This window comes from Coleofasciculus sp. G1-WW12-02 (assembly GCF_040219735.1).
Taxonomy (GTDB): domain Bacteria; phylum Cyanobacteriota; class Cyanobacteriia; order Cyanobacteriales; family Coleofasciculaceae; genus Coleofasciculus.
This window is the reverse complement of the sequence record NZ_JAVJRX010000010.1, coordinates 19,890-31,319: the sequence shown is the minus strand read 5'-3', so window position 1 is coordinate 31,319 and position 11,430 is coordinate 19,890. Positions and strand designations below refer to the sequence as shown.

9 protein-coding genes and 1 pseudogene are annotated in these 11,430 nt (G+C 47.4%); 6 read left to right on the top strand and 4 right to left on the bottom strand.

Annotation, left to right across the window (positions count from 1 at the left end; all coding sequences use genetic code 11):
- The first annotated feature begins 295 nt into the window (after window positions 1–295).
- Window positions 296–2,947: a DUF3536 domain-containing protein gene (locus RID09_RS01400; RefSeq protein WP_446334165.1), complete on the top strand. Its 2,652-nt coding sequence runs from the start codon at window positions 296–298 to the stop codon at window positions 2,945–2,947.
- Window positions 2,948–3,325: 378 nt separating this feature from the next.
- Here RID09_RS01400 and RID09_RS01395 read toward each other — a convergent pair whose 3' ends face one another.
- Window positions 3,326–3,904 (bottom strand): fasciclin domain-containing protein, encoded by a 579-nt coding sequence (locus RID09_RS01395; protein WP_446334164.1) that lies wholly within the window; start codon window positions 3,902–3,904, stop codon window positions 3,326–3,328.
- 375 nt (window positions 3,905–4,279) lie between these two features.
- On the opposite strand from RID09_RS01395, the pseudogene RID09_RS01390 reads away from it, so the two are divergent.
- Window positions 4,280–4,399: pseudogene (locus RID09_RS01390) on the top strand (Uma2 family endonuclease); the annotation flags it as partial.
- Between the two features lie 122 nt (window positions 4,400–4,521).
- On the opposite strand, the gene RID09_RS01385 reads toward RID09_RS01390, so the two are convergent.
- Window positions 4,522–4,734 (bottom strand): hypothetical protein, encoded by a 213-nt coding sequence (locus tag RID09_RS01385; RefSeq protein WP_446334163.1) that lies wholly within the window; start codon window positions 4,732–4,734, stop codon window positions 4,522–4,524.
- Window positions 4,735–4,863: 129 nt separating this feature from the next.
- Complete coding sequence (locus RID09_RS01380; protein ID WP_446334162.1) at window positions 4,864–5,355, bottom strand: pentapeptide repeat-containing protein; 492 nt, start codon at window positions 5,353–5,355, stop codon at window positions 4,864–4,866.
- Window positions 5,356–5,736: 381 nt separating this feature from the next.
- On the opposite strand from RID09_RS01380, the gene RID09_RS01375 reads away from it, so the two are divergent.
- The 3 genes from RID09_RS01375 to radC all read left to right on the top strand — a co-directional run bounded on the left by RID09_RS01375 (window position 5,737) and on the right by radC (window position 7,981).
- Entirely contained in the window at window positions 5,737–5,997 is a 261-nt protein-coding gene (locus RID09_RS01375; protein ID WP_446334166.1) for a GlsB/YeaQ/YmgE family stress response membrane protein, read from the top strand.
- A gap of 168 nt (window positions 5,998–6,165) precedes the next feature.
- Window positions 6,166–6,927 carry an HAD family hydrolase gene (locus RID09_RS01370; RefSeq protein WP_446334161.1) on the top strand — a complete coding sequence of 254 codons (762 nt, stop codon included), beginning with the start codon at window positions 6,166–6,168 and terminating at the stop codon, window positions 6,925–6,927.
- Between the two features lie 322 nt (window positions 6,928–7,249).
- The gene (gene radC, locus RID09_RS01365; RefSeq protein WP_446334160.1) at window positions 7,250–7,981 is read left to right on the top strand and encodes a RadC family protein; all 732 of its coding nucleotides are present in this window, start codon (window positions 7,250–7,252) and stop codon (window positions 7,979–7,981) included.
- A 75-nt stretch (window positions 7,982–8,056) separates the two neighbouring features.
- On the opposite strand, the gene RID09_RS01360 is transcribed toward radC, so the two are convergent.
- On the bottom strand, window positions 8,057–9,694 hold the full coding sequence (locus tag RID09_RS01360) for a sensor histidine kinase (RefSeq protein WP_446334159.1): 1,638 nt from the start codon (window positions 9,692–9,694) through the stop codon (window positions 8,057–8,059).
- Between the two features lie 424 nt (window positions 9,695–10,118).
- Between RID09_RS01360 and RID09_RS01355 the strand changes: the two genes are divergently transcribed.
- Window positions 10,119–11,384, top strand: coding sequence for a general stress protein (locus RID09_RS01355; protein ID WP_446334158.1), 1,266 nt, complete (start codon window positions 10,119–10,121; stop codon window positions 11,382–11,384).
- Window positions 11,385–11,430 lie beyond the last annotated feature (46 nt).

Sequence of the window (11,430 nt, the reverse complement as noted above, 5' to 3'; positions counted from 1 at the left end):
TTACCCCAGAAATGGGAGACAATAGGAGGGGCAACCATACCCCTCCACCCCGAAAGGGGGTATGCTTCTTAAACCGCTACCGCGCGTTCCTCTCCGGTCTGAAGACACGGAGTTTCCCGCAACGGAAGAGTTTTTATGATTTTGTCTCTACTGGGCTGGCGTTCCCTACTGAAATGGCTAGCTTTCAACCCAAAATTCGTTTAGCTAATCTTTCAACTCATCCCTACTCAAGAGCGAAAATTAGTAGAGTAGGGGAACCGGTCTGACTCGTTTTCTGTGGAATTTGGTGATTTCAATGACTTCTGCTGCTGAACTTTCAGCTTCACAAGCTGCGGCAATCAGTCCCATCGCGACCTTATCCGAGGAGGCTGAGATTGCATACGATCCCCTGCAGACAGCTAGGGGCGTCTACATAACTGTTCACGGGCATTTTTATCAACCCCCTCGTGAAAATCCTTATCTGGATACCATTGAACGTCAGCCCTCGGCGGCACCGTTTCACAACTGGAATGAACGAATTCACCACGAATGCTATCGCCCCAATGCCTTTGCACGGGTGTTAAATGGTTACGGCGAAGTGGTGGAGATCGTTAATACCTATGAATATCTCAGCTTTAACATTGGCCCGACGCTGATGTCGTGGTTGGAACGCTACGACATGGAAGTTTATGAGCGGATACTGGAAGCAGATCGCAAGAGTTGTCAACGGCTTAACGGTCATGGCAATGCGATCGCGCAAGTCTATAACCATATCATTCTTCCCCTCGCCAATGAACGGGATAAATACACCCAGATTCGTTGGGGAATGGAAGATTTCCGCTCTCGCTTTGGTCGTGATCCCGAAGGAATGTGGCTGGCGGAAACGGCGGTTGATTACCCCACCCTGGAAGCTATAGTGGCAGAAGGGATTAAGTTTATCATTCTTGCACCGTCCCAAGCCGAACGCTGTCGCCTTCTACCGACAGAAGACAATCCTGATCCGGATTGGCATGAAGTGGGTGGAGGTCAGATTGATCCCAGCCGCCCTTACCGTTGTTTCCTCGAAAGCGGTGAATTTATCGACATCTTTTTCTACGACGGTCCCATCTCACGGGATATGGGGTTTAGCGATGTTCTTAGTAGTTCCGAACATTTCGCCGGTCGTCTAGGGATCGCGATTCATGGGGATCACCGTCCCTCCCAGATTATCAGTGTGGCAACCGATGGGGAAACCTTCGGACATCACAAACGCCACACAGAAATGTGTATCGCCCATGCCTTTACTCAAGTCTTTCCCCACCGTAACTGGACGGTGACCAACTATGCCCATTACCTCAGCATCAGTCCGCCGACTTGGGAAGTTATTCTCAAACCCGTAACCGCTTGGAGTTGTTCCCATGGCGTCAACCGTTGGCAAGAGGACTGCGGCTGTGGTGGCGGCGGTGGTTGGCATCAGAAATGGCGGCGTCCCCTGCGAGAAAGCCTGAACTGGCTGCGGGATCAGTTGGTTCCGGTGTATGACGAGAGGGGTCGTCAGTTTTTCCGTGATCCTTGGGCGGCGCGGGATGAGTATATCCAAGTGCTTCGCGATCGCTCTATGGAAAATGTGAAGCAATTTCTCAACCGTCACAGCGTTGCGCCCCTCTCTCCCACGGAACAAATCGACGCCCTACGGCTATTGGAAATGCAACGCCACGCCATGCTCATGTACACTAGCTGCGGCTGGTTCTTTGAGGAAATATCCCGTCCAGAAGGGGTACAGATTTTACGCTATGCAGCACGGGCGTTGGAGTTAGCTGGGGAAGTGGCTGGTATCCAGCTTGAGCTAGGTTTCTTGGAACGCCTTTACCTCGCACCGAGTAATATAGACTGCTTTAAAACCGGAAATGAGGTCTATCGGCAACTGGTGGTGTCGGCGCAAATTACCTTTAAACAAGTTGCTGCTCATTACGCGATTAGTTCCTTATTTACCAACTATGCCCAACAAGAACGGATCTACTGCTACCAAGCGCATCAGCTTGACTATCAACTCCAACGTATGGGTTCACTGACGTTGGCAGTGGGTCAATTGCGACTGGTGTCTGAGATTACTTGGGAAAATATAGAATTAGTCTTTGCTGTTCTCCATATCGGGGGCTGGGACTTCCACTGCTGTATTCAACCCTTTACCGGGCGTCGGGTATATACCCAGTTGAGGGACAAGATATTTGAGGCGCTCAAGCAAGCCAGTGCTGCCCATACGATTCTGGCAATGAATCAGATGTTTGGTGAGCAGTCGTTTAGTTTACAAAATCTGTTTGCTGAAGAGCGACAACGGATTATGCAGCTAATTAGTCAGGAAACCCTGACACGACTAGATCAGCTTTATAACCAGATGTACCGGGATAATTACGGCGTGTTGATGGCATTCCATCGGGATGAATTGCCCGTACCGAAAGAATTGCAAGTGGCAGCAGAAATTGCTTTGTCCAACCGTTGCCTGATTGCGATTAAAGCCCTAGACATAGAGGTGAGCGATCCCCAAGCTATCAATGCTCAGATAGCTGAACTGGAAGCAATCGCCACAGAAGCGGGGCATTTACGGTGTCACCTGAATATCCCAGAAGCCAAGCTAACTCTGGAGAGATTAATTTGGCGAGTGCTGTGGCAACTTTTGCATGAGGGTGATCCCGATACCCTCGCCGAGGATATCCGTCAGATTGATCGGCTGATTGAGATTGGCAATCGGCTGAACCTCGGTTTATCTTTAGACCGTTGTCAGGAACTCTATTTCAACTGTTTACACACCTCAATCGTGCCGCAATGTGAACTGGCAATTCAAGCCCAACGCCTGAGTGACCACAAGAATGGGCATCAGGCGCAGCTTACGGCGACAAATCCTTGGACGATTATCCGACTGCGCCAGTTGCTTCAGCTTGGTCAACTTTTGTCTGTGGAAGTGAGTCCTTGGTTAAGTCAGTTGCTTTAACTTGTTTCGCGTAAATCCCCTTCCTCCGTGAAAACAGGGAGGGGATGTAAGCAAAAAACCGAATAAACGAAGGTTTTCAAAGGCGGATGAAACGGGAAATCCCGTTCGCGTAAGCGTGGCGTAAACCAAGACGAATAAGACCGTCCTTGCTTACTAGTTGGAAGCCCCAAATAAGAGCGAAGCAAGTTGGGGTACTTCACATGAGTGAGATAGGGGACATAGGGGAGATGGGAGAGATAGGGAGTTAACTCAAAACTCGGTCAGGGCGGGTTTTGAACAAAAGTTATCATCAATAGCTTGGGCGAATGCCCTAAACCCGCCCCTACTTTCCTCTAAACTTCCCCAATCACCTGTTTTCCAATCCCCAATCCCCAATCCTTAGGGCAATAGAACTGCACTAATCCCATGAATCATGCCGTTAGATGCAGGAATATCTGCCAGAACCACGGGGATACCATTGACAAAAACTTCGCTAGCATCGCTGACTCTTATGGTTAAGGGTTTACCCGCTAGGGTGGTTAACCGTAAGGTCGAACCGGGGGTTAAGCCAAAGGTGTTAATGTTACCGGGAACAACGTGATACGTGAGGATTTCAGTTAATCGAGAGCGGTTTTCGGGTCGGAGTAAAGTTGCAACAGTTCCCTCTGGTAAAGCAGCAAAGGCTTCATCTGTGGGGGCAAAAATGGTAATTGGTCCCCTCCCCGCCAGTGCTGAGGTGAGTCCGGCGGTTTTGATCGCAGCCGTTAGGGTGGAGAAAGCGTCGTTGGCGGTTTCGAGTTCATCAGCTATATTGTTTACGCCTCGTTGAGCAATCAGGTGGAGTCCGGGTTCTGCCTTCAAGAGGCGAGGGGATTCGGTGACGCTGTTGGCGGGTAATGCGATCGCGGTACCCAGACTGGCAAGACTTAAGCAGGCGGTTAGTTTCCTCAAGGTGGAAGTAAAAGAGCGGGCTGGCATGAATTTTTATCCTTAGAACGGGGATTTATCCTAATCCGGCGAGAATACTTCTACTATACCTGAAAGGATAGTGGGGCATGAATCACACTTTGTGAGGAAATTTGTTTTCATGTTGTTTGTTGATAAGTTTAAATGTGATAGACTATCAATAACATTGCAAGGGTTCGAGCAAGTGTTTAACTTAATTTACGATTTTAAATTAAAGGCAAATCGCACAGAGATAGCCATCTTTGAAGATTGGCTATAACAGTGTCGTCGGGTTTATAACTATGAACTGAAAGAGCGCAAAGATTGGGTGATTTCAGAGAAATCACCTTATTTAGCTTGCTCGATTTCGCATGAGTATATCATCCCGGCTGATGCCCCAGCACCAAACATCAACTTGTTGAGGATGAGTACCAGGTTAGTCAGTTCAGGGGAGATGACCGCATCGATTCTCCAACGTTCCCAGAATTGAACTTGACAGCCCAAAAAGTCTTTAGCGCTGGAGCCTGACAAAACACAACTCTACTGAAACAGTACTTATTCAAAACCACTATCCCCTGTCACAAGGTGACGTTTACCAAGCCTTGGGTTGGATAACTTTAACTCATATTACTCAGCGAGACACTTATGTATCAAACTAATCCGCCTCGTTCTCCCAAAGACGTCTTACCGACATTATCGGGAGAGCGATCGCGTCTGGTTGCGCTGGTATGATGTAAATGGTGACTGGATTGTGGCTCCTGAGGAACGGGAACGGCGACGAGTTGAGCGATTGACACAACAGTTGCGGCGACTGGGCGTCGAACCGGATTTGGATGAGCCGATTTAGCCGATAAATTATTCATCCTTCATGGCAACTTCACCTGGCAATTAACCCGGTAGTTTGCTGATGAATAAAACAGCCAGATAATTGAGTGCATTTAATCTTCTGAAAAAATCCCCCAATTCCTTACCCGTCCCCGTCCATTAGACAATTAAGAACAACCGAGAGAATCCCTTGTGGCTACGCCAGTTTTAGAATTAATCCCTGAAGCTTGCTGACATAATTGTTGCAGTTGTGCGCCATCTAGGAGGGCATCGGTGAAGTCAGCCCCCGTGATTAATGTATTATCAAACACTGATCCCAGTAAGAGAGTTTCGACTAAAATCACATCACTTAAATCTGCTCCCGTTAAATCTGCCTGATCTAACATGCCATAGCTTAAATCCACACTGTGCAAATTAGCATTAGTCATCACTGACCCACTAAAAATAGCACCTCGCAAGTCAGCATAGGCAAAATTACTTAACTGTAAATTGGCATTGGCAAATTCAGCCCTCTGTAAATTTTGACCGGAAAAGTCTTTGCCTGTGAGTTGGGCGTGACTGTAGGATAAGGGAGGCGGATAGTCAGCTGCTTGGGCAGATAGAGGATGAACGAATAGAGTGATCGCGACTAGGAATGCTATCAGTTGCCGAAGAATCATTTTAAGTTGCCTGATTGACCTTAATTCTTGTCCCCTATTAAATCTGATTAGTGTTGAGTCGGTCAAATTCAGGAAGCGGGGGTAGCAAGCTTGCAAGACGTATGTAGTGGCGTAGCACACCTAATTAGAGGGATTAGCCCCAAACCCGGAAACTGTAGGGGAGCAAGCCCTGTGCGCCCAATTTAACCGTAATATCTATTCCCCAATTTTAGCTGTGCCATGCCAGTAGGAAAATAATCTCTCATTTATTTAATTAATGTAAATAGCTTATAAACCTTCTTTCTTAGGATAGATAACTTTCCATACGTTTGTTGATGATCTTAAAAGAATGTCTAGTAAATTCTGAGTGATTAATTATTAAATCATTAAATTTAGGAGGACATTACTAGGGGAATTTTAGCCTGGATTGTTTTAGGAATTATCGCTGGTGCGATCGCGAAGGCAATTTATCCAGGACACCAAGGCGGTGGTATCCTCGCTACCATAGTACTGGGAATCGTTGGGGCTTTAGTTGGAGGCTGGATTGGTAACTTACTCTTTGGAGTCGGTTTTACAGGCTTTACCTGGTGGGGTTTCCTAGTGGCAATTGTAGGCGCGATGGTCGTCTTGTTCATCTACGGTCTGGTTACGAAAAACGCTTAGTTGTCCCTTGATCGGATAAGCGGCTCCCCCGCTTAAAAGTTGGGGGATTTTACATTGTTTGTCCGACTCTTTTCTCAAAGAAAGGTTTTGTTCACTTCCAGAAGCCGCTTGCGTGTTTCCGTCTTATGTCGGTATAGTTGCTGACATAAGACCAGTGACCAATGACCAATGACCAAACTTCGAGCATTAATCTTTGACGTAGATGGGACATTAGCGAATACAGAACAAGACGGACACCGTATAGCATTTAACCGCGCCTTTGCTGAAGCTGGATTTGATTGGGATTGGTCTGTTTCCCTCTATAGTGAATTACTAGCAGTTGCTGGCGGGAAAGAACGTATCCGCTTTTATTTGAACCAATACCGCCCTGATTTCCCACCTCCCGCCAATTTCGACGAGTTCATTGCGAATCTGCACCGGGCGAAAACTCACCATTATCAGCAACTTATCGCCACGGGGGCGATTCCCCTGCGTCCCGGTGTGCAACGATTGATTAAAGCGGCGCGATCGCAAGGAATTCGGTTAGCGCTCGCCACCACTACCGCCCCTACTAATGTAACCACCCTTTTGCAGCATACCCTAGGGGAGGAGAGTCCGGCGTGGTTTAACCTGATCGCGGCGGGTGATATCGTCCCGGCGAAAAAACCCGCCCCAGATATTTACAACTATGTACTGCGGCAAATGGATTTGCTACCCCAAGATTGTTTAGCGATAGAAGACTCTGATCAGGGTTTAATTGCGGCGACGCAAGCGGGTATCACCACGATGATTACACTCAACAACTATACAAAAGACCAAGATTTTGCCCAAGCGGTACTCGTGTTAAATCATCTCGGAGAACCTGATCAACCCTTTACCGTTCTCGCCGGAGATGCTGGAGATAGCCGATATGTTGATATAAAACTCCTGAACAATCTACATCACCGTTAGAGCCTCGATTCAGTTACCACAGTTAGCGGTGAAAAGACTACAATTAATGGCGGCTCAAAAGTCACATCTCCTCTTCCCCAATCCCCAATCCTCAATCACCTAACTTTACAAATTTGAGTCCAAAACTCTATTAATATAGCAATTCAATTGCAGCCATGATATCATATCCGTCTAGACAGTGATTCTTGACTTTTACCTTGCCACCTTACTCCTTACCTTCCGCCCTAGAGCATTCTGCCATCTGCCTTAAAGAGTACCAAAGTGTAAGTATTCAACCAAACCTGATAATGACCGGCTTGTCCCGGAATGATGGGGTAGCGTTATGACCTATAGCCTGAGAATTGCGGATATTCCTGCTAGCGAACGTCCACGCGAACGATTAATGGCGATTGGTGCCAAAAATTTGGCGACGGCGGAACTAATTGCCATTTTGCTTGCCACAGGTCAGGGAAAAGGTAAGCTTTCAGCAGTAGGTTTAGGACAATATATTTTGCAGCAATTGAGTCAAGATGAGCGCGATCCCATGGCAGTATTGCGAGATATCTCAGCCCACGAGTTAATGCGTATCCATGGCGTCGGACCCGCTAAAGCTGCCACCATTCTAGCCGCCATTGAACTGGGAAAACGAGCCTTTCAGTCTCGCCCGACAGAAGGCACAATAATTGACAGTCCCACAGCGGCAGCGGCGGCTTTGAGTCACGAGTTAATGTGGCAAACTCAGGAGCGTTTTGCCGTGTTACTGTTGGATGTGAAAAATCACTTATTGGGGATTAAACTCATCTCGATTGGTACAGCAACACAGACATTAGCCTGTCCCCGTGAAATTTTACAAGCCGTCTTGCGCCATGGAGCGACACGGTTTATTGTGGCGCACAATCACCCAACAGGTAGTGTTGAACCCTCTGAGCAAGACATTTTTCTGACCAAACAGCTTTTGCAGGGGGCGCAGCTAATCGATCTGCCTTTAGTTGATCACTTGATTTTGGGAGATGGCGATTATCGAAGTCTAAATATCACGACTTCATTATGGAAGGAATACCCCCAAGATATTTAACCTTTGAAAGTGTTTCCAGAGCATCTATCTACATTAGGCATTGCTGACTTAACCCAAATGGGATGAACCCCGAAACTATACTAATATTCCGCCTTGATTTGTGCTATTATTCCCAACTTCCAAGGGCAAAAATATCGTCATCACTTCTCCCGCTTGGGGTCGCTGACGCACAATTAATTTACCTCCTAATGCTTGGAACATGTGCTTGGTCACGTTCAGATTCAAACTTAAACTGCCTGTTTCTGGCTGAAACATTAGTAACTGACCAATTGATTTTAACGTCTGGCAGGTTGACTGTCCCAACGCATCAGCATTCCCCAAATTTTCTGGGTCAGGTTGAGACTGGAATTGCAATTTTAACTGGTCTCCGGCGGGTGTTACCTGCACCTGAATATGACCACCTGCAGGTAAGGTGCGGGTAAAATTCTCCACTAAACCCGTCAATACTTGATCCAACATTGACGGATTACTCACTACTGTGGGAAGATTTTGCGGCAATACGACATCTAAGCTAACATTACGCCTTTGTGCCTGCTTTTGCCAGTGGGGAATACTGTTCTGGAAAATTTGAGCCAACGACATTGATGTGAGATTAACAGGGGCTTCTTTAACCGCTTTTGTTTCTAATTCAACGGCTTTAAAAATTAACTCCATCCGGTTAATCTGTTCTGTACATTCATGATCTATAATTTCCAGGCGCCGAATAACTTCTGGCGCTAAATCTCGACGTTTTAATAATAATTTTGTTAACGTGCGAATCGTCGTCAGCGGTGTGCGGACTTCATGGGTTAAAGCTTGCAGAAGTTCAATGTCTGGGGTGGCTTCGCGGAGCTGGGATACTCGATGATTGACACGGGTTTCTGATTTAGCTAAGGGTTGCCAATCCCGGTCTTCAATTGTCTCACTGTAAGAAGGGTCTTTAGATAATTGAGTGACTGAATTACTCGGAGTTACAGCTATGGTTTCATTCTTAATTTCCGGGGAAGATTCGGGCATATTTTGTAGCAACTGGCGCCCAAATTCCATGACAATCTGATAATCCGGGAGCTGGGGGGCAAACTGCTTAACTAATGTATTTAAATAACTCAGTTGATGGGGATTGGCTAATAACAACCGAGGATAGAGAGACGCCCAAGCTTTTTGCACATCCTTGGGATCAAAGGAGAAGCGAAATCCAGGTACACCATTTTGGTCTTCTCCCGCCGCCATGACTAAACTAAAGCCACGGGTAAAGACCAAACAAAACTGCTCTGTGCTCAACGAGTCAGCCGGAAACAACCGGAGTTGATATGTGGTATTAACCGTACCTTGAGTCCTTTCCGGTTGAGCTGGAGGCAATTGAAAGGGCATAAAACTCCAGGGGTTTAGGGTTTCAGTGGTAAACACCCCAGTTTGGAAATGGGAAAGGAGATCTGAGTGACTTAAAACGGGTGCAGGACCAGCTAAAACTAACCCGTTTAGGGAGGTTGAATTGTCGGCTTGATCCCGTTGGCAAAGGAGTTGTAAGAGTAACTGTTCCAGAGACGCGATCGCACTCTGCCATTCTCGTTGCGATCGCGTCTGTTGTCTCATCCGGCGACTGGTCTCACTGCGCTGTCCTTTATCCATGACAACCTTCGCAGGTTCAACCTGAGATTCGACCGGATTGTTGACTCCAGTCTGCGTATTCTGAGCTAAAACTTCACTGATGTTTGGTAACAACCACTTTTGCACCGCTATCTATCCCCATGAACAACCAGTTCTACTTGTCTATCTATGAGGATACTGGCACTCATCATCTCTCTGGGGTCGTAGAACCGAACCCATGAGTCGCAATTTCCGTGGATTGTCCTTTGTTATTCGTCATTCGTCCTTTGTTCAGGGCACAGACGATAGGAATCAGATGGAGTTATCAGGGTTGTGTAGGGGCGGGTTTTACTACTATCGTTTCTTGCCTTACCCAAATTTGATTAAACCCGCCTCGACTACCCCATCCTTCATAATTCATAATTTCTTCATAATTCAGACAATTCTTTCTTCCTACAGATGGACAAGTTGCTGATGTGGGTTATCTCGCACGATTGATGAATATCTGCAACAGAAATGTAGAAATAGGGGTATCAGGGTGAAAACCTATAGATAGATGGAGGCAGATACTATGACATTAGGTCAATATCAGCGAGGTGTGGGTGTCTTTCCCAGCCGACAAGCTGCTGAAAATGCTCTAGAGCATCTGAGGGATGCTGATTTTCCCATGAACCAAGTATCAGTCATTGCCCGGAATGAGGAGCAAATTGCCGGAGTGGATGTGCAAGATGATACCGAAAATGAAGCGGGTGAAGGTGCTGCGGCTGGTGCGGTTGCGGGGGGAGTTACAGGAGGTATCGTAGGTTTAATTGGTACTTTAGGTGCGATCGCGCTTCCGGGAGTAGGACCCATTTTAGTCGGGGGTGCAGCGGCGTCGGTCATTGGCAATACACTTCTGGGTGGGGCTGTTGGTAGTGCTGCTGGAGGCTTATTTGGGGCGCTAATTGGATTGGAAGTTCCGGAAGCCGAAGCTAAAGTTTATCAAGATCGCTTAGAAAAAGGACATTATTTAATCCTAGTTGATGGCACACCCGATCAGATCACCCGTGCGGCTTCTATCCTGAAACCTCGAGGAATTCAAGAGTGGAGAAGTTATGAGCGTCCGACGGTGAATACCCCACCTTCCACCTATACTCACCCAACGACTGCTGCTCAGGTTGGATATCCTACACCCCTAGGCGCCGCGTACACAGGACCCTTTGGCGAACCCTTGGGTGCAACGCCGACAGGTGTAACCCCGTCTCCCCCGTCAACAGCACCCGGAAAGCAAACTCAGCGAGCGATTGGCGTCTTTTCTTACGAGCAAAATTTAAAAAATGCTCTCAATGAGTTAAAATCGGCTGGATTTCAGATGAACCAGGTTTCGGTTATTGCCAAAGACGCCGAACATCCCGATCAGGTGGCTGGGGTGAGAGTAACTGATCCGTTGAGTCATGAAAAAGCTAGAGATGCAGCCACAGGGACTGTAGCTGGGGGTGTCTTGGGCGGATTGACTGGATTGCTGGTTGGGTTAGTCACCTTAGCGGTTCCTGGGGTTGGTCCGGTGGTATTTGTCGGAACCGAAGCCGCCGTGATCGCTTCTGCATTAGGCGGAGGTGCTATTGGTGCAGCAGCGGGTGGTTTGGTGGGTCTACTGGCTAACTTAGGCGTTCCCGAAGAGCAAGCCAAACGCTATAGCCATCGCCTCTCTCACGGGGATTATCTGGTTCTGGTTCATGGAACAGAGGAGCAAATCCAGCACGCCAAAACTATTTTGTGCGATCGGGGGATTGAGGAATGGGATATCTACAATAGTCCTAGCGCTCCCATGACCCATCCAGGTCGAGTTTTTCCATAGTTAACGAGTTTTTCCATAGTTAACAGGAAAGAAAAAATTAAGGATA

Excerpts from the sequence above, each read along its gene's own strand:
- RID09_RS01400 (WP_446334165.1), top strand. The coding sequence starts at position 296 with ATGACTTCTGCTGCTGAACTTTCAGCTTCACAAGCTGCGGCAATCAGT.
- RID09_RS01395 (WP_446334164.1), bottom strand. The coding sequence starts at position 3,904 with ATGCCAGCCCGCTCTTTTACTTCCACCTTGAGGAAACTAACCGCCTGC.
- RID09_RS01385 (WP_446334163.1), bottom strand. The coding sequence starts at position 4,734 with ATGAATAATTTATCGGCTAAATCGGCTCATCCAAATCCGGTTCGACGC.
- RID09_RS01380 (WP_446334162.1), bottom strand. The coding sequence starts at position 5,355 with ATGATTCTTCGGCAACTGATAGCATTCCTAGTCGCGATCACTCTATTC.
- RID09_RS01370 (WP_446334161.1), top strand. The coding sequence starts at position 6,166 with ATGACCAAACTTCGAGCATTAATCTTTGACGTAGATGGGACATTAGCG.
- radC (WP_446334160.1), top strand. The coding sequence starts at position 7,250 with ATGACCTATAGCCTGAGAATTGCGGATATTCCTGCTAGCGAACGTCCA.
- RID09_RS01355 (WP_446334158.1), top strand. The coding sequence starts at position 10,119 with ATGACATTAGGTCAATATCAGCGAGGTGTGGGTGTCTTTCCCAGCCGA.